At 43.3% G+C, this 16,210-nt stretch carries 17 protein-coding genes; 10 read left to right on the top strand and 7 right to left on the bottom strand.

What is annotated here, in order from left to right; translation table 11 throughout:
- Nucleotides 1-15: 15 nt before the first annotated feature.
- Complete coding sequence (locus IEV61_RS00930; protein ID WP_188412937.1) at nucleotides 16-942, bottom strand: hypothetical protein; 927 nt, start codon at nucleotides 940-942, stop codon at nucleotides 16-18.
- A gap of 107 nt (nucleotides 943-1,049) precedes the next feature.
- Here IEV61_RS00930 and proS point away from each other — a divergent pair, with 107 nt between their 5' ends.
- From proS to IEV61_RS00905, 5 genes are all read left to right on the top strand, one after another.
- The gene (proS, locus tag IEV61_RS00925; protein WP_188412935.1) at nucleotides 1,050-2,522 is read left to right on the top strand and encodes a proline--tRNA ligase; all 1,473 of its coding nucleotides are present in this window, start codon (nucleotides 1,050-1,052) and stop codon (nucleotides 2,520-2,522) included.
- An 86-nt stretch (nucleotides 2,523-2,608) separates the two neighbouring features.
- Nucleotides 2,609-3,748, top strand: a complete 1,140-nt coding sequence (locus IEV61_RS00920; RefSeq protein WP_188412934.1) for a cystathionine gamma-synthase — start codon at nucleotides 2,609-2,611, stop codon at nucleotides 3,746-3,748.
- Nucleotides 3,749-3,816: 68 nt separating this feature from the next.
- Nucleotides 3,817-4,341, top strand: a complete 525-nt coding sequence (locus IEV61_RS00915) for a hypothetical protein (protein ID WP_188412933.1) — start codon at nucleotides 3,817-3,819, stop codon at nucleotides 4,339-4,341.
- 58 nt (nucleotides 4,342-4,399) lie between these two features.
- Nucleotides 4,400-5,263: a TIGR02757 family protein gene (locus IEV61_RS00910; protein ID WP_188412932.1), complete on the top strand. Its 864-nt coding sequence runs from the start codon at nucleotides 4,400-4,402 to the stop codon at nucleotides 5,261-5,263.
- 54 nt (nucleotides 5,264-5,317) lie between these two features.
- Nucleotides 5,318-5,698: a DUF5655 domain-containing protein gene (locus tag IEV61_RS00905; protein WP_188412931.1), complete on the top strand. Its 381-nt coding sequence runs from the start codon at nucleotides 5,318-5,320 to the stop codon at nucleotides 5,696-5,698.
- 12 nt (nucleotides 5,699-5,710) lie between these two features.
- Here the strand turns inward: IEV61_RS00905 and IEV61_RS00900 are convergent, their stop codons facing one another.
- Complete coding sequence (locus IEV61_RS00900; RefSeq protein ID WP_188412930.1) at nucleotides 5,711-6,313, bottom strand: CDP-alcohol phosphatidyltransferase family protein; 603 nt, start codon at nucleotides 6,311-6,313, stop codon at nucleotides 5,711-5,713.
- Nucleotides 6,314-6,399: 86 nt separating this feature from the next.
- Here IEV61_RS00900 and IEV61_RS00895 point away from each other — a divergent pair, with 86 nt between their 5' ends.
- Nucleotides 6,400-7,356: a hypothetical protein gene (locus tag IEV61_RS00895; protein WP_188412928.1), complete on the top strand. Its 957-nt coding sequence runs from the start codon at nucleotides 6,400-6,402 to the stop codon at nucleotides 7,354-7,356.
- Here the strand turns inward: IEV61_RS00895 and IEV61_RS00890 are convergent.
- The 4 genes from IEV61_RS00890 to IEV61_RS00875 form a co-directional block, all read right to left on the bottom strand.
- Complete coding sequence (locus IEV61_RS00890) at nucleotides 7,349-7,957, bottom strand: DUF1349 domain-containing protein (RefSeq protein WP_229746990.1); 609 nt, start codon at nucleotides 7,955-7,957, stop codon at nucleotides 7,349-7,351. The genes IEV61_RS00895 and IEV61_RS00890 overlap by 8 nt on opposite strands.
- A 149-nt stretch (nucleotides 7,958-8,106) precedes the next feature.
- Nucleotides 8,107-9,165 (bottom strand): nucleoid-associated protein, encoded by a 1,059-nt coding sequence (locus IEV61_RS00885; RefSeq protein ID WP_188412926.1) that lies wholly within the window; start codon nucleotides 9,163-9,165, stop codon nucleotides 8,107-8,109.
- A 60-nt stretch (nucleotides 9,166-9,225) separates the two neighbouring features.
- The gene (locus tag IEV61_RS00880) at nucleotides 9,226-9,588 is read right to left on the bottom strand and encodes a hypothetical protein (RefSeq protein ID WP_188412925.1); all 363 of its coding nucleotides are present in this window, start codon (nucleotides 9,586-9,588) and stop codon (nucleotides 9,226-9,228) included.
- Between the two features lie 71 nt (nucleotides 9,589-9,659).
- The gene (locus tag IEV61_RS00875; RefSeq protein WP_188412924.1) at nucleotides 9,660-9,992 is read right to left on the bottom strand and encodes a hypothetical protein; all 333 of its coding nucleotides are present in this window, start codon (nucleotides 9,990-9,992) and stop codon (nucleotides 9,660-9,662) included.
- A 187-nt stretch (nucleotides 9,993-10,179) separates the two neighbouring features.
- Between IEV61_RS00875 and IEV61_RS00870 the strand changes: the two genes are divergently transcribed.
- From IEV61_RS00870 to IEV61_RS00860, 3 genes are all read left to right on the top strand, one after another.
- The gene (locus tag IEV61_RS00870) at nucleotides 10,180-10,752 is read left to right on the top strand and encodes a CAP domain-containing protein (protein ID WP_229746989.1); all 573 of its coding nucleotides are present in this window, start codon (nucleotides 10,180-10,182) and stop codon (nucleotides 10,750-10,752) included.
- 172 nt (nucleotides 10,753-10,924) lie between these two features.
- Nucleotides 10,925-12,070, top strand: a complete 1,146-nt coding sequence (locus tag IEV61_RS00865; RefSeq protein ID WP_229746988.1) for a zinc-dependent alcohol dehydrogenase — start codon at nucleotides 10,925-10,927, stop codon at nucleotides 12,068-12,070.
- A 16-nt stretch (nucleotides 12,071-12,086) separates the two neighbouring features.
- Complete coding sequence (locus IEV61_RS00860; protein ID WP_188412917.1) at nucleotides 12,087-12,572, top strand: hypothetical protein; 486 nt, start codon at nucleotides 12,087-12,089, stop codon at nucleotides 12,570-12,572.
- A 55-nt stretch (nucleotides 12,573-12,627) separates the two neighbouring features.
- On the opposite strand, the gene IEV61_RS00855 is transcribed toward IEV61_RS00860, so the two are convergent.
- On the bottom strand, nucleotides 12,628-13,518 hold the full coding sequence (locus IEV61_RS00855; protein ID WP_188412915.1) for an AraC family transcriptional regulator: 891 nt from the start codon (nucleotides 13,516-13,518) through the stop codon (nucleotides 12,628-12,630).
- 183 nt (nucleotides 13,519-13,701) lie between these two features.
- On the opposite strand from IEV61_RS00855, the gene IEV61_RS00850 reads away from it, so the two are divergent.
- Nucleotides 13,702-16,188, top strand: coding sequence for a glycoside hydrolase family 95 protein (locus IEV61_RS00850; RefSeq protein ID WP_188412913.1), 2,487 nt, complete (start codon nucleotides 13,702-13,704; stop codon nucleotides 16,186-16,188).
- Nucleotides 16,189-16,210 lie beyond the last annotated feature (22 nt).

Genomic DNA, 16,210 nt, shown 5'->3' with positions numbered 1-16,210 from the left:
ATGTGCAATAAGAAATTAAGGTCTTCCCGGACGGCCACCACCACGGCTACCGCCACCACCGCCTCCGCCACCACTATTTGAGCTGCCGGCCGAACTGCTTTGCGATCCTCTGTCAAATACAGGCTGTGGAGCAGGCCTGCTGGCTTCTGAACGTGTTGGTCTGTAAGAAGGCTGGCCATTGGTAGCACCACCACGCGTTGGGCGGCCTCCATAACTATTTCCATTTCCATTCACACTGCCTATTGAAACTGGCCTGCGCCCCGGATAGCTCATTGCATTAGGATAATTACCATTATAACCCACCGGGCGTGCAGATGAAGAACGGCCACCTATTGTTGAATTTGGAAAGCCTGCGCCACGATAAGGTCTTGCCCTCGAAACATTATTATTGGCCGATACTACACCCCAATAACCGCCGCCATAACCGTAACCGGTACCCCAGTAGGAGTAAGGAGAATAGTAACCGCCTAAACCATAGCCGTAACCACCACCATAACCATATCCCCACGGATTGCCGTAGCCTCCGTAGCCATAACCGCCGTAACCAAAGCCTAAGCCAATGTTCCAGCCGCCGCCATAGCCATAACCTAAACCACCGTATCCTAAGCCTGCGCCGTAACCGCCGTAGGCATAAGGGTTATTGTAGCCATAATAGTAATCGTCATAATAATCGAACGGGGAGTTGTACCCGAAACGGTTAATGCGCGATGCATAGCTGTCGTAATAGTAATAATCTTCGTCGTCACCTTCGTCTCCGTCGGTGTTAATGTATCGTTCCTGGTTAACCTGCTGGCGGTAAACGGGAGCGTCGCCGGCTTCAGCCTTGGTAAAGTAAACATCATCGTCAGCAGTTTGAGTTGATGCTAATTTATTAGTGGTTGAGCAGGAAGCCAGTGCCAGGGCACCTAAAAGAACGATCGAGTGTAAAATGTTCCTTTTCATATTGTTGGTTGTTATATTAAAGTTGAAGCTTATTAACGTTTAAATTTCTAAATTTGACGGCAATAATACACATTTCAATAGTCAAAATCTATTCCACAAAAGTTAATATGAGCAAGGGGATTATTAGTAAAGACGAAGATTACTCGCAATGGTTTAATGACCTTGTAATAAAAGCTGATCTTGCCGAATATGCACCGGTAAGAGGCTGCATGATCATTAAGCCCTACGGCTATTCCATCTGGGAAAAAATGCAGGCAGCGCTTGATAAAATGTTTAAAGATACCGGCCACAGCAATGCCTATTTTCCGCTGTTCATCCCCAAATCTTTCTTCTCAAAAGAAGCCAGCCACGTGGATGGTTTTGCTAAAGAATGTGCGGTTGTAACACACTATCGCTTAAAAAACGATGGCGAGGGTAATATTATTGTAGATGAAGATGCTAAATTGGAAGAGGAATTAATCGTTCGTCCAACTTCAGAAACCATCATCTGGCATACCTATAAAGGATGGATACAATCCTACCGCGATTTGCCACTGCTCATTAACCAGTGGGCTAACGTTGTACGCTGGGAAATGCGCACCCGTTTATTTTTACGTACCACCGAATTTTTATGGCAAGAGGGCCATACCGCCCACGCTACTGCCCAGGAAGCTGTAGCCGAAACAGAACAAATGTTAGAGGTTTATGCCGATTTTGTAGAAAACTGGATGGGCGTACCCGTAGTAAAAGGACGTAAAACCGCTAACGAGCGCTTTGCCGGAGCATTAGATACTTACTGCATTGAGGCTTTGATGCAAGATGGTAAAGCCTTACAAGCAGGAACTTCGCACTTTTTAGGGCAAAACTTTGCCAAAGCATTTGACGTAAAGTTTACTACCAAAGAAGGAACGTTAGAGCATGTTTGGGCTACCTCTTGGGGAGTATCTACCCGTTTAATGGGCGCGTTGATTATGACGCACTCAGATGATGCCGGTTTGGTATTGCCACCAAAACTTGCTCCTATACAAGTAGTGGCCGTGCCTATTTACAAGCACGATGAGGAACTGGAAAACATACGCACTTACATTAAAGGCTTAAGCGCCGAATTGCGCGCTAAGGGGATCTCTATTAAATTTGACGACCGCGATACCCAGCGCCCGGGCTTTAAGTTTGCCGAGTACGAACTCAAAGGCGTGCCCCTGCGTATTGCCATTGGCAGCCGAGACATGCAAAACGGCACCGTAGAACTTGCCCGCCGCGATACCCGTACCAAAGAAACCGTAACGCAGGATGGCCTGGCTAACCACATTGAGCAATTGCTGGAAGATATACAGACTAATATTTACCAAAAAGCGTTTAAGTTCCGTGAAGAGAACACCACAGAAGTAGATACCTACGATGAGTTTAAACGCCTGCTCGATGAAAAACCAGGTTTCCTATCGGCCCACTGGGACGGAACACCTGAAACTGAGCAACGCATAAAAGACGAAACCAAAGCTACCATCCGTTGCATACCATTAAACAACAAGCAGGAAGAAGGTAAATGTATCTTAACAGGTAATCCGTCTACACAGCGGGTTTTGTTTGCGAGAGCGTATTAAACCCCGCCTAAATCCTCCCCAAAGGGGAGGACTTTAATAAATAAACTAAAATAAGCCCTCTCCTTTGGAGAGGGTTGGGAGAGGTCATGAAATTCGGAACTAAAGCAATACATGCAGGGCAGCACCCTGATCCAAGTACAGGCGCAGTAATGACGCCTATATATCAAACATCAACCTACGCACAAAAAGCCCCGGGTGATAATCAGGGCTATGAATACTCGCGAGGTACCAACCCTACGCGCAAGTCACTGGAAGACTGTTTGGCAGCGCTGGAAAATGCGCAGTACGGATTGGCTTTTTCGAGTGGTATGGGCGCTACCGATGCCGTGATGAAATTGCTGCAACCCGGCGATGAGGTAATTACCGGTAACGATCTGTATGGTGGTTCGTACCGTATTTTTACCAAGATATTTACTAATTATGGTATTACCTTCCATTTTTTAGACCTGAGCGATCCTACCATTATTGAGGAATACGTAAACGGCAATACTAAAATGGTTTGGATAGAAACACCAACCAACCCTACCATGCAGGTGGTTGATATTGAGGCGGTAGCTGCTATCACCAAAAAGCATGAGTTAACCTTGGTTGTAGATAATACCTTTGCTTCGCCTTACCTGCAAAACCCAATAGACCTGGGTGCCGATATTGTAATGCACTCGGTAACCAAATACATAGGCGGACACTCTGATTTGGTAATGGGTGCCCTGATGATGAACGATGAGGACTTGTATAAACGTCTTTGGTTCATTTATAACGCGTGTGGAGCTACACCGGGGCCAATGGATAGCTTTTTAGCCTTGCGCGGTATCAAGACACTGCATCTGCGCATGAAAGCCCATTGCGAGAACGGCCGTGCCGTAGCTGAGTTTTTAAAAGATCATCCGAAGGTTGAAAAAATATACTGGCCTGGTTTTACCGATCATCCTAATCACCATATTGCTGCTAAACAAATGCGCGATTTTGGCGGCATGATCTCCATTGTATTAAAAGATGCCGGCTTAGACGAAACCTTCCGCATTGCTTCAAATTTTAAAGTATTTACCCTGGCCGAATCTTTAGGAGGCGTGGAATCTTTAATAAATCACCCTGCTACCATGACCCATGGTTCCATCCCAAAAGAAATAAGAGAAAAAGTGGGTGTGGTAGATAACCTGCTGCGCATTAGCGTAGGAGTAGAGGATATTGAAGATTTGCTGGAAGATTTAAAAAATGCTTTGTCTTAGTCTAATATTATAAAAATCCACTTACAAAGCACTTGCCACCTGGTGAGTGCTTTTTTTAATTTAAACTTATGTTAACCAGTATTTTCATTTTTTTAATTTCTTTTCTCCATCCAACTGAAAGTCAGCAATCAGCGACTCAAAAGTACGATATGGTTGACAATAAGAGTATCCAGATAAAAAATGGAGGTAACGCAGCTTATGCTCTTGGTTCCGCAGCGCAATTACAAAAGGCGTTCGGCAAAACAAAAATCTCAAAGCAGAATGATGAAATGTTGGGTGGGTACGACTACATTCATAAATACAAGGGCCTTATAGTAAATTTTAATGAAAAGGAGTTTGAAGACGTTACGGTAACCGGTTCGCAATACCAGGTTTATTTAAATGGCCAAGTATTTAAGATAGGCGACAACGATACCAAGGTTAAGAAAGTTTTTCCTTTAGCTTATGCCGAGCGAAGTACCCAACCAGACCACACAAGAATACTTAGAATTCAAATAAGCCATAACAAGGTAATGACCGATGCTGCTGTAGTTATTACGCTGAATGCCAAAGCCGCAATAACCGAAATTTGGATAGGTAACGACAATAGCTAAATTTTTGTATTGTAACAGCGGCTGCTATTATCTTGACGCCGCTTTCTTTAATCGCTCTATGGTTACCGATATCAAATCTTTTCTCGACGCTAAAGTAGCCCAGTATAACCGTCCTGAATTTATTCAGAACGACCCCATTGTTATACCGCACCAGTTTACACGGAAGCAGGATATAGAGATCATGGGCTTTTGGGCCGCCACGCTGGCTTGGGGGCAGCGGGTAACCATCATTCGTAAATGCCGCGAACTTATTGCCTTGATGGATGGTGCCCCTTACGATTTCATTATCAACCACCAGGAACCTGACCTGAAGAAGCTACTAAGCTTCAAGCACCGTACTTTTAACGATACTGATACGCTGTATTTTATCACGTTCTTTAGGCAGCATTATGAAAGGTATGATAGTTTGGAGGATGCATTTTTGCCCAAACTCCTTCCAACTCTCCCCAAAGGGGAGGGCTTAGAAAAAAGTAACAAGGCAATTAAAGTCCTCCCCTTAGGGGAGGATTTAGTTGGGGTTACTTCCTTTTTAAATCATTTCCGTTCATACTTCTTTTCCCTGCCCGATTTTCCGCATCGTACCAAAAAACATGTGTCCTCGCCTTCGCAAAAGTCTACCTGCAAGCGGCTGAATATGTTTTTGCGATGGATGGTGCGCAAGGATGATACTGGCGTTGATTTCGGCATTTGGAACCGGATTAGTCCGGCACAATTAATTTGCCCTTGCGACCTGCATGTAGATAGGGTAGCCCGTAAACTCAAACTCATTACCCGCAAACAAACCGATTGGCAAACCGCCCTCGAACTCACCGAACACTTACGCCAGTTTGACCCGTTAGACCCGGTGAAATATGATTTCGCCCTTTTTGGGTTAGGTATTGAAGAGCGTTGGGGTATTGATAATATCTTGGCTGACTTGTAAATTACGGTTAAGTGAATTGATACTTTTGGTTACCTTCGGATTAACAACGGTTGTATGCAATACTCGGCTAACCCTGCAGATGATATAGGAATAAAAGCTTTCCTGAACGGCAAGTCAGCTTATACCTTGGCCTTGTTTCATCATTTCATTGAGGAATATCAAACGATAGGCAACGTAGTACCGCACCCGACCAAAACCATGATAGCACTTGGTAACCCCGATAAGCGCATTGCATGGGTTACGCAATTAGGTAAAAATTTCATCCACATCGTATTTCCATTCAAACAACTGTATCCCGATAATTTATGCTTCAAGAAAATGGCACAAGTGCCGGGTAGCAACCAATTCAATCACCACTTCAGGATGTGCTATGTTGAGGATGTAAACGAGGAGGTGTTAGCTTTTATGAAATTAGCTTATTACGGTGAGCAATAATGAGATGCCAAATTACCCGTTAAACAATTTATGCCTTTTAATAGCTTTATTGCGCCTAATGAGGTAAGCATGGTAAACCGTAGGAATGTCATTGGTCCACTGGCGAATAAGCAGCAGCATCAGAATGATCTCCAATCGGGTTACTATACCCATATAAAAGCAAATTTGGAACATCACTGGAGCATCGCCAGTTGCAATTACCTGTATTAGCGTTGCCAGTAAAACCAGCGTCCAAAGTTTAGAAGCGATAGCATGGGTGGCTACCTCCTTTTTAAATTTCACGTAACTAAGGCCGTAACATAAGGCTTCTGCAAAAACAAGCAGCAGTATTTGCACCCAATTACGGTGAAAAAATAGCGGGTAAATAATATAGCTTGCGGCTACAATAGCCACCCAAAACACCTGATCTACCCCCGAATCCAACCTTCGTAACCTTGGTGTAGAAATACCCAGGCGCCTTGCTATTATGCCATCAAAAATATCGGCCACCAGCCCGGTTACCATCATGGATATGATGCAAGCTATATGCCCATTTGGCTTTGTGAGCGCAAGGACTACTATGGCCAAGGCAAATACAAGCCGAAGATATATGAGCAAAATGGGGATTCTTTTCATGCCGTTGGAAACTTATGATTTGCTTTCTTGAAAACTTGAAATGCCGACTTATAATGTTGATATTTATTGTAATAATCTTAAACCCAATGTCATCATTGAAATCAATTTTAATCTTATTATTTTCAATAGCAGTTTTTAAAGCTGACGCCACCACATGGAATGAGCCATGGATGGATAAGGTCATTAGTCAGGCAGATTGCTTTGTATTGGCCAGGGTAAAATCAGTGGATGCCGACAAAGGCATTACGATCAATGTTATAAAAACCATAGGAGGTGAAAAAGTAAGTGGCGACATCAAAGTGTCGGGTTTTTATCTACTGCACTTGTGCAGCACATCGGCAGGTGAGGGGCCTGAATTTCATTTTAAGGGAATTGATAGCTGCTACTTCTTTTTGAAGAAGAATAAAGGAGAACAGTATGCTATTGCCACGCCAACTACCGGTTTTGCCTGGGTTAAAAACGGCATTGTGGCAGGTACCTACCGTCATAGCTATCATCAGGCGCGTACAACTGCCAATGTCTACGAGCCCACTATGCAAGCCATTTTTAATAATTATCATAACTTACCCTACGATACCAAGTATATAAATGATTTTGTTACCAAGAACCTGGCAACAAAGCCGGCCGGACCAACACCTGATGAAATGCAGAACTTCTACAACCAGCATATTGCTTTAGAATGCATTTATCATTTACGTTTAAAGGGCTATGAAAAACAGCTGGCCGTGTTCGTTAAAGCAAATTACAGTTTTCATGCGCAGGCATCTGCTGCAAGGGCTTTAATTGCGTATAACACATCACAAAGTAAGAGCGAATTAATGGGCCTTGTTGCTGATAAAGAAACAAGTGATTTTATTAAGGTTATAGCCCTTTGGACCTTGGAAAGCTACAAGCCGGTTGAACTTAAAACACAGCTTGTAGCCTTGAGTAAAAAAGCATCGACCGAAGAGAATGGCTTTGGTGGCGATATTATGGATTCGCGGGTATGCACGCACATGCCTACTGTTAAAGAAGCCATTGACACCTTGATAAAAACTATTTAACAGCCTTAACCATAAAGTTTTCAAACACCACCGGAAAGCTTTTTTTGCCCGGTGCTGCGGCTACTACGCCAATTTGTGCTTTTACGTTAGGTGGAAAGTAGGCAAGGCGCAGCATTTTGAAAGCCTTGTTGTCAAACGAGTATTCTACCTGTACGTAATCGCCCTTACGCAGTAGTTTAAGCCATATAGACTTAGGGCTGTCGTTACGCGGCACTACCGACCAGTCCGATACTTCGCGGGTAACCACGGCGCTCACATTTTGTACGCCATCTACATATTCAATACCGGTCTTTATCCAGTTTTTGTTATCAATCCGCACCATTAGGCCGGCTTGGTGAAACAGTTCCTGGTAACTGCCGGTCACCTTAACGGTAGCTTCAAAATTACCGGTAGCTTCCTGGTAATAAAACGGTCCCGAATCGCGGATAAAGCCGTAGTGTGTTACGCGCCAGTAATCGGTGCCGGGGTCAACGGTCACTGTTAGTTTATCGGCGTTTCCCGCCCACTTTTTAGGTTGATTTAGCCAGTGCATAGGTTTGGTTTGCGCCTGTATGGCAAAGGTAATGCAGAATAAGCTTAAGCTTAAAAGAAGTTTTTTCATGGTTAGGCAGTTAATTTGTTTGATAAGCAATATTAGCAAACCATGGCTTCATAACCTAATCACATCATGGTTAAGCTTACTTGCAAGCAGTAAGTAAGCTTAAATCTTAAACAAGGTGTGGCTATATTTTTTGTAATAATAGGAGAAGCCTATTCCTCTTGCTTAAAATATACCTTGTAGTAATTCATCGCTTTGGCATCGTCAAAGCCCTTTTCAATAAGGTCTTTGTCGCCATGAATATAAATGTGGAAGTTCTTATCAAGCTTTAAAACGCTTTTGTAAACCCTTGCTTGCTTTTTTACAGCATTGTCTGATATTTCAAACGTGTCGGGAATCTTGGTTTCAAACTCCTGCTCGTACTGGTTTTTGTATGTTTTGAAAGATTCAATGGCTTCGTCATTACCCAACACTTCGCCCGTAAACTCGTCAAGTTCAAACGTGTCTTTCTCCTTAAAATACTTCATCGACCGATTGAGCAGGTCAATTTTATCGGCTTTGCTCATCTCAAACTCACCGTCGAGCTTTTGGGTTACAAAGTTCTTGTAAATGCTGAGGGTATTATTGGTTTGATTAAAGTTATCGTTTCGGATCTTAAGTTTCAAGAACTCATCTTTCCAGTAAACCGCTTCGTTATTGCTGCCGTTGGTTTTGTCGAGCACTACTACCTTGTAGCCGTCTTCCTTACTGGTGTTAAATATGAGGCAGCCTTTATCTAATTTGTTAATGTTAATGGCGTTTTCCTCATAGTCCATGCCAAAACCGCCTTCCTGCGGGTATACCTTCAAGAAAGTTTCTTTAGTTTCCGATTTGAAAATGCCCACCGCATTTACCTGCTCGCCTTCCAGTTGTACTCCGTTAAAGTAACCAATATAAACCTCACCGGCTTTGATCTTGGGGTGGCCCGATACGCTGTATAAATGCTTGGCTATCTTCTGAGAAATCTCTTGAAACTTAGTATCATCATTAAAAACAGTGGTGCAGTAATGATAGATCTCGTTCAGGTCCAAATCATCACCCGGGTGCATCAGGTGGTAAACTTCGTTGGTTTTCTCGAATGGTGCCAGGAAGTATTGCATCAGCAAACGCGGAATAATTTCGTCCTTGAGCGTAAGCGGTTCATCAGAAAGTGCGTAGCGTTCATCCTGCAAAGGATTACCCACATGGTGAACCGATATTGTTTGAAGGGAGGCCTCGAAGTAACTTACCATAATTTGAGGCGGCAAATAAACAAATATTTTATGGTAACCGGCAGGCCAAAACTGCTTTATTTAGCCGACCTGCTGCTGGTGTTGTAAGCCTTGCTCGCGCAGTTCGTTCAGTTGTATTTCGTAAGCGCGCATGCGGGCATGTAAAATATCTACTTCGGTGCGTAGCATTTGTATTTCGGTAATTAGTTTGGGGCCTTCGGCTTTGGTGGTTTTTTTTTCGCCGCTGCCCAAAATAAGCCACTCGGGAGAGTATTTAAGCTGAAAGCAAAGTTTACGAATGAGGTAATAGCTAATTTCCTGCTTGCGGTTAATTACCTTGCTAATAAAACCCTGGTCAACCTCGATGGCCTTGGCAAGGCCCAGTTGTCCGCCATGTTCTTTAACAATAACCTTAAGTCGTTTTATTACGGCGTCGTCAGACATAAAAAATGCTTTTCATGCAATAATAAAAGTATTATTCGCAAAAAAAGCATTACCTCTTAAATATCCAAAAATTAGCAGTGTTCGTTCAGCTTCATCATTACGTAATCTAAACCCTGATTATACTTTCTGATGCAAATAGTTTCATTTCTGAAATTATAAACCAGTTCTTCCAACGTTAAACTAAGTTTTTCCTGATGTATACTTGGAACATTAGGTAATTTAGTATGAATGGCGTTGAATTTGTGTTGTGTTGACTTATGAAGCAGCAACGGTACCACGTTTTTATTTTGCTTCATGATATTTTGCACCTTGTTGCTTTGCATGCTCAGGTAAACAGTGATCATAGTAACGCCAACCATGCCGGCGGCAAAAAACGTAATGATGATATTATTGACAGTAAACATGGGCTAATATGAATGGGCTATAATGTTAATGTACTGCTTTGAACGATAAAAATACAATTAAGGTTACATGATATTATATATTTTTCAAAATATTTATTAACCGAATAATAGATAGCTGGGAATGGATAAAAGATTTTATTCTCAGGTAATTAAACCAAGAAGATGTGGCCTTATCAAACAGATAGATATGAATAAGCTAAAATTAAAAATAATTACAGCTGTGATCGCAGCTTCTGCACTTGTAGCCGGTTACACGCCACATATTATCAAGAGCAATAATTTTGAAGAAGAATTTTTGAGCCGTATAAATGAAGTTAGGCAAAAGGGCTGCAAATGCGGTAATATGTACATGCCGCCCGCACCTCCGCTGGTTTGGAACGATGACTTAGCCGATGCCGCAAAAGACCATGCCCGCGACATGAGCAAGCGCCAATATTTTAGCCATACCAGTAAAGATGGGCGCACGATAAGAGACCGCATTATGGCTGCGGGCTACACATACGATGGCTATAAGAGCTTTGCCATTGGCGAAAACATAGCACAGGGGCAAGAGACCATTGCAGAGGTAAGCAAAGGCTGGTTTGAAAGCCCCGGCCATTGCAAAAATTTGATGAACCCGGGTTTTAAAGAGATAGGCGTGGCCGAGCATAATCGTTTTTGGGTACAGGATTTTGGCGGACGCATTGCATTTTCTCCGCAGGAACAAAAAATGATCAAGAGCGGCAAACTCATCATCAGGCGCCGGACTGCCGAGGAATGATTAATACATTGGCCTCCTGTATCAATATGCGTTGTTCCGTAATTCTAATCAATGTTTTCATCATTGTTTAGCACTAATTTGTTTAATTAAACTAAACAATTATTTTCTTATTAGGTTATTAGTTTAATAAAAGATTAAACTACCTCCTAAAAGAAAAGAATATATGTTAGCAATGAATTACCGCGGTCCCCGCCGGGTGCGTGTGAGCGAAAAGCCAATGCCCGAAATACTGCATCCTAAAGATTGCGTAGTGCGTGTTACACGTTCCTGTATTTGCGGCTCTGATATCCATTTATACAATGGTTTGGTGCCCGATACGAGGGTGGGCTCTACCTTTGGGCACGAGTTTATTGGCGTGGTTGAAGAAATTGGCCCCGATGTACACAAATTAAAAGTGGGCGATAATGTAATCGTTCCCTTCAACATTGCCTGCGGCGAATGCGCTTTTTGCAAACAGGAACTTTATGGTAACTGCCACGAATCTAACTCGCAGGCTACGGCTGTTGGCGGTATTTTTGGGTACTCGCACACCGCAGGAGGTTACGATGGTGGCCAGGCCGAATATGCCCGTGTACCATACGCAGATGTTGGCCCCACCGTTATTCCTGAATGGATGGACCATGACGATGCCGTATTATTAACCGATGTGGTACCCACCGGTTACCAGGCTGCCGAAATGGGCGGTATTAAAACCGGCGATACAGTGGTTATATTCGGTGCAGGTCCCGTAGGCATTATGGCTGCTAAATGCGCCTGGCTATTTGGAGCTGGCCGGGTAATTATCATTGATAAGTTGGACTACCGCCTCGAATTTGCCAAAGAGTATGCCCAATGTGAGGCTTATAACTACGAAGACATGGGTGACCCCGTGCTTTTCCTCAAAAAAACAACCGACTGGTTTGGTGCCGATGTTTGTATTGATGCTGTAGGTGCCGATGCTACAGGTAGCGCACTGCAAACTATAACCGGTAAAAAACTGATGTTACAGGCCGGAGCAGCTACAGCGTTGCACTGGGCCATCAACTCAGTTAAAAAAGGAGGCATCGTATCCATTGTAGGAGTGTATGGACCCACTGACAACCTGGTGCCTATAGGCAACGTACTTAACAAAGGGTTAACAGTAAGGGCTAACCAGGCTTCGGTTAAGCGTTTGTTGCCGAGGCTTATTGAGCATGTAAAAGAGGGAAGGCTAAATCCGAAAGGATTAATTACTCACCGCGTGCCTTTAGAAGAGGTGGCCGATGCGTATCATATTTTCACCTCAAAATTAGATAATTGCCTTAAGCCGGTTTTAATACCGTCAACGGCTAAAAAGTAAATCAGGAGAAATTATTATGGAAAATATAGCAGATCAATATAAGCACATTAAAGGCTGGGGGGTAGATGCCGACCCTACCAATGAGCCCACTCATCCCATGAAAAAGTACACTGGCGATGATCATAACCGCATTAACTGGCAGCGCCCGGCTTTGCAGCAGTATACGGTTGAAATCTTAAAATCTAACGAGCGCCCTACGCTCAGCGCGGTTAACGGTACTTCGGTTCCGCCATCGGGTTTAAGCGGTGTGTTGCGTAGGTATGCTTTTAAGTTCAGCGAGTCGAGTTACGGGCATTGGCTGCCTCTATTATTGGCCGACCGCATTAACGTGGTTGAGGGTATAATTGACGATATTAAAGAAGGCCACTTCCCTAACATCCCGGCCGAAAGAGGAATTGCCGCCGATTGGAAATATAACCGAAAAGCGCTTATTCAAAAAACGGTTGCCATGGCTGCGGTAAGTTTTATACTGTTTACCGCATTGCGGAGCAAAAGGAAATAAACAAAGAGGGCTGGTTTAATACCGGCCCTTTTAAGTTATTACCTGCCCTACAATGTTAAACCGCTATTTTAGGATTTACCTTGCGGGTGTAATGTTCTTTATAAAGTTGTGGTGTGTACGCGGTTATTGCTTTAAAGCATTTATGAAAACAGGAGAAGTTATTAAACCCCGATTCGAAGCATATTTGTTTAATACTTTGATTATTATCTAACAGTAGTTTACAGGCATAACCCACCCTGATCTCTATTAGGAACTGGTTATAAGTTTTACCCGATTTTGCACGGAAATAGCGGCAAAACGAGCTGGGTATCAAGCCTGCAATCAGGGCAATTTGCTTAAGCTCTATTTTTTTCCTGAAATTTTTGAGCGTATAGTTATAAATAAGATTTAGTCGCTGGCTTTCCTGATCATGCTCATGATACCTGAAACCAAGCGAAGACAACAACTCCAGGTTATCATTATCGGCAATGGCCGCCATGCATTCAATTAGTTTGGTAACCCGTGCAATGCCTTGCACCTCGTGTATTTGGTCTATAAGCGCACCTAAGTACAGCGAATGTTCTTTAGGAATTAGGACGCCTCTTTTGGCAAAATCTAAAAGCTGCCTGATGGGTTTACATTCGGGTATGTGCAAAAAAGCCTCGCCCAAAAAGTTCTCCTGAAAATGCACTACTGTAGAAAAGCTCACGCCCGAATGATCGTCGACCAAAAATTCCTCATCAAACATCCAGTAATGAGGCAAATTACTGCCTAATAATACAATATCCCCGGGGTTAAATTTCTTAATGGTATCACCAATAAACTGAGTGCCGCTACCTTTGTGAAAGTGTATCAACTCAATTTCGGGATGATAATGCCACCTGCTATTAATGTTTGGAACCAGATCTTGCCGCACGCTGAAAGAGCATATCGGTTCGTGGGTTATTTTTAATAGTTGCGGTTTCATTGCGGGTAATTTACGCTGATAAAAGTAAATGTAGCAATCTGTGCTAATATAACTTACGACTATGCTAATAATCTTCAAAAGTTGTGTAGCATATTATCTTTCTTTGAATAACCAATTACAAAATGTTATCTCTTAAATGTGTAAAATCATGTAAGGATGGCTCTAAATGCTCATCATAAACTTATGTTAAAAAAATTACTCTTGTTTCCGCTCGCCCTGCTATCTCTTGCGGCAATGGCACAACCTGTTCAAAAATTATGGTATAAAACGCCTGCAAAGGTTTGGACGGCTGCGTTGCCCGTTGGTAACGGCCGTTTAGGTGCTATGATTTTTGGCGGAGTAAACGAGGAGTTGCTACAACTTAATGAAGGCACGCTGTGGTCGGGCGGCCCTGTTAGAACCAACGTTAACCCCAATGCTTACAGTAACCTGCTGCTGGCACGTAAAGCCCTTTTTGAAGAAGAAGATTACAGTAAAGCCAACGAATATGCGAAAGGTATGCAAGGATACTACTCCGAGTCATATTTCCCGCTCGGCGACCTCAAGATCAGTCAGAAGTTTAAAGATGCACAACCATCTGCTTACTACCGCGATCTTAATATACAAGATGCCGTAGCTACCACGCGTTTTACTATTGATGGTGTTACTTATACTCGCCAGGTTATCAGTTCGGCGCCAGACCAGGTAATTGTAGTACGCTTAACCGCTGATAAACCAGGGCAATTAAGTTTAAAGCTCAAAACCCAAAATCCGTACAAGTATACTAACGTTGTGATAAGCAATAGCGAAATTGCTATGAAAGGCAAAGCGCCGTCGCACATTGACCCTAATTATGTACGTACGGCTAACGGGCCCATTACAGAGGCTGATACGGCAGGCTGCCGCGGAATGCGTTACCAGCTACGCCTTAAAGCGGTTAATACCGGTGGAACTGTGACAGCCGATACCAGCGGCGTAAATATTGCTAATGCTACGGAGGTTATGATCTATCTTTCGGCAGCTACCAGCTTTAATGGTTTTGATAAGTGCCCCGATTCGCAAGGGAAGGATGAAAATAAGATAGCATCAGATTATTTGAACGCCGCCATCAAAAAAAGCTGGCCGGTATTGTACAAGTCACATGTTGCCGATTTTCACCATTACTTTGACCGTGTAAAATTTAACTTGGCTGTTCCGGCTGATAATACCGTTGCCGGTTTGCCCATGAATGAAAGGCTGATCAGTTATGCAGAGGGTGCTAAAGATCCTCAGCTCGAAACCCTTTACTTTCAATACGGGCGTTACCTGCTCGTCTCATGTTCGCGGCCCGAAGGAGGCGGCGTAAACTCAAATTTACAAGGTATTTGGAACAAAGAGATACGACCCCCTTGGAGTTCAAATTACACAACCAATATTAATGCACAAATGAATTATTGGCCTGCCGAGGTTACCAATCTTTCCGAACTGCATTTGCCATTCATCAGGTTTATTAAAAATGCCGCCGTGACCGGTAAAACAACGGCCGCACAATTTTACCATACCGGTGGCTGGGCCGTACACCATAACAGTGATATTTGGGCTTTATCAAACCCGGTGGGCGATATTGGTAATGGTGACCCTATGTGGGCTAACTGGACTATGGGATCGCCATGGTTATCCCAGCACTTGTGGTGGCATTACGAATTTACGCATGATAAAAAGTTTTTGAAAGAAACCGCTTATCCGCTTATGAAAGGCGCTGCTGAATTTTGTATCGACTTTTTGGTAGAGGATAAAAACGGTTACCTGGTAACTGCACCTTCATTATCGCCCGAGAATGCCTTTATTGATGATAAGGGTAAAAAAGGGGTAGTTTCTATAGCGACTACCATGGATATGGAGATCATCTGGGATTTGTTTACCAATTTGATTGATGCTTCTAAGGAGCTAAACGAGGATACTGCCTTCCGTAATCTTATTATTGCCAAACGCGCCAAGCTTTTCCCGCTGCATATAGGCAAAAAAGGCAACCTGCAGGAGTGGTATAAAGATTGGGAGGATGTAGATCCGCATCACCGCCATGTATCGCACTTGTTTGGTTTATACCCGGGCCGCGAGATATCGCCTATTACTACACCAGCGTTTGCCGCAGCATCTAAAAAAACGTTAGAAATGCGTGGTGATGCAGGTACAGGATGGAGCCTGGCCTGGAAAATTAATTTTTGGGCGCGTTTGTTAGATGGTAACCACGCCTATAAAATGCTACGTGATATTTTACACCTCACCGGCGAAGCGGGCACTAAGTATGCCAACGGTGGCGGCTCTTACGTAAACTTGTTTGATGCGCACCCACCGTTCCAGATAGATGGTAACTTTGGAAGTTTATCGGGTATGTCCGAAATGCTGTTGCAAAGCCATTTGGGCGATATTAGTCTGTTGCCTGCACTGCCCGATGCCTGGTCCGAAGGCTCAATAAGTGGTCTTAAAGCGAGAGGTAATTTTGAGATAGGCATGAAATGGAAAAACAAAAAGTTACAAACTGCTACCCTAAAATCAATAGCTGGAGGAACTTGTGTTTTACGCACCGTTGATCCTGTTAAGATAGCAGGCGTTAAAATTTCATCTAAAAAAACACAGAACGGCTATATCAGCACTTTTACTACACAAAAAGGTAAAACTTACACGGTAAGTGCATTACAGTACCTAAAATAAAGCTTGCATACAGAAAACCCCT

Source organism: Mucilaginibacter galii (genome assembly GCF_014635825.1).
In the GTDB taxonomy this organism is placed as follows: Bacteria; Bacteroidota; Bacteroidia; order Sphingobacteriales; family Sphingobacteriaceae; genus Mucilaginibacter; species Mucilaginibacter galii.
This window is presented reverse-complemented; position numbering and strand designations above follow the sequence as displayed.

Coding starts and splice junctions, on each gene's coding strand:
- IEV61_RS00920 (WP_188412934.1), top strand. CDS start 2,609: ATGAAATTCGGAACTAAAGCAATACATGCAGGGCAGCACCCTGATCCA.
- IEV61_RS00870 (WP_229746989.1), top strand. CDS start 10,180: ATGAATAAGCTAAAATTAAAAATAATTACAGCTGTGATCGCAGCTTCT.
- IEV61_RS00885 (WP_188412926.1), bottom strand. CDS start 9,165: ATGGTAAGTTACTTCGAGGCCTCCCTTCAAACAATATCGGTTCACCAT.
- proS (WP_188412935.1), top strand. CDS start 1,050: ATGAGCAAGGGGATTATTAGTAAAGACGAAGATTACTCGCAATGGTTT.
- IEV61_RS00895 (WP_188412928.1), top strand. CDS start 6,400: ATGTCATCATTGAAATCAATTTTAATCTTATTATTTTCAATAGCAGTT.
- IEV61_RS00905 (WP_188412931.1), top strand. CDS start 5,318: ATGCAATACTCGGCTAACCCTGCAGATGATATAGGAATAAAAGCTTTC.
- IEV61_RS00875 (WP_188412924.1), bottom strand. CDS start 9,992: ATGTTTACTGTCAATAATATCATCATTACGTTTTTTGCCGCCGGCATG.
- IEV61_RS00865 (WP_229746988.1), top strand. CDS start 10,925: ATGAATTACCGCGGTCCCCGCCGGGTGCGTGTGAGCGAAAAGCCAATG.
- IEV61_RS00910 (WP_188412932.1), top strand. CDS start 4,400: ATGGTTACCGATATCAAATCTTTTCTCGACGCTAAAGTAGCCCAGTAT.
- IEV61_RS00900 (WP_188412930.1), bottom strand. CDS start 6,313: ATGAAAAGAATCCCCATTTTGCTCATATATCTTCGGCTTGTATTTGCC.
- IEV61_RS00890 (WP_229746990.1), bottom strand. CDS start 7,957: ATGAAAAAACTTCTTTTAAGCTTAAGCTTATTCTGCATTACCTTTGCC.
- IEV61_RS00855 (WP_188412915.1), bottom strand. CDS start 13,518: ATGAAACCGCAACTATTAAAAATAACCCACGAACCGATATGCTCTTTC.
- IEV61_RS00930 (WP_188412937.1), bottom strand. CDS start 942: ATGAAAAGGAACATTTTACACTCGATCGTTCTTTTAGGTGCCCTGGCA.
- IEV61_RS00850 (WP_188412913.1), top strand. CDS start 13,702: ATGTTAAAAAAATTACTCTTGTTTCCGCTCGCCCTGCTATCTCTTGCG.
- IEV61_RS00915 (WP_188412933.1), top strand. CDS start 3,817: ATGTTAACCAGTATTTTCATTTTTTTAATTTCTTTTCTCCATCCAACT.
- IEV61_RS00880 (WP_188412925.1), bottom strand. CDS start 9,588: ATGTCTGACGACGCCGTAATAAAACGACTTAAGGTTATTGTTAAAGAA.
- IEV61_RS00860 (WP_188412917.1), top strand. CDS start 12,087: ATGGAAAATATAGCAGATCAATATAAGCACATTAAAGGCTGGGGGGTA.